The sequence below is a fragment of the Spiroplasma endosymbiont of Lariophagus distinguendus genome (genome assembly GCF_023846195.1).
GTDB lineage: Bacteria > Bacillota_I > Bacilli_A > Mycoplasmatales > VBWQ01 > Spiroplasma_E.
The window spans coordinates 1-662 of sequence record NZ_JALMUW010000163.1; the positions used below are offsets into that span (position 1 = coordinate 1).

Annotated in this window: 1 protein-coding gene; it reads left to right on the forward strand. The window is 21.0% G+C overall.

What is annotated here, in order from left to right; all coding sequences use genetic code 4:
- Window positions 1–662, forward strand: a 662-nt coding sequence (locus M0D11_RS06320) for a hypothetical protein (protein ID WP_252321119.1), incomplete at both ends; no start/stop codon positions are given.

Genomic DNA, 662 nt, shown 5'->3' on the forward strand with positions numbered 1-662 from the left:
AAATTATGATTAGGTAAAGGTTTATTATTTGATAGTGAAAAAGAAAATATTTTAAAATATTTTACTAATAAAATTATTAGTGATAAATGATTTGAAAAATTATATAAATTTGGAATACAAGAAAGTTTACTTGGAAAAGTATATATAATGCCTATTATTTATAAAGATAATAGTACAAGTTTAAAAGTATTACCTAATTCATTTGCTGGTAGAGTTGCTAAATATAATGAAGAAGAACAATGTGCAGAATTCTTTTTTATAAATGAACAAGCAGATAGTGCAACTTTAACTTGAGTAATTGCTGAAAATGGAAAAATAAGATTTGAAACTTATAAAAATGATAATAAAAATGAAAAAGAAATTATTTTAGGAACAGCACATACAAAATTAAAACCTAATTTAATACCAAAATATAGTTATGAAATTAAAAATCCTTGAAATTATTTACCAATATTAGAAATAACAAATTTACCAATGGTTAATTTTTATGGTAATTCAACAACATTAAATGCATATCCAGATACTTATCCAGTTTGAAATTTAATTGAATATTATCATAAATCTTATACTCAAAGAAATGTTGATAGAGAATTAAATGTTACAACTTTATTTGGTGCATTTGATAATGAAACTGTTAAAAATATGATTGAACATGGAAAAAT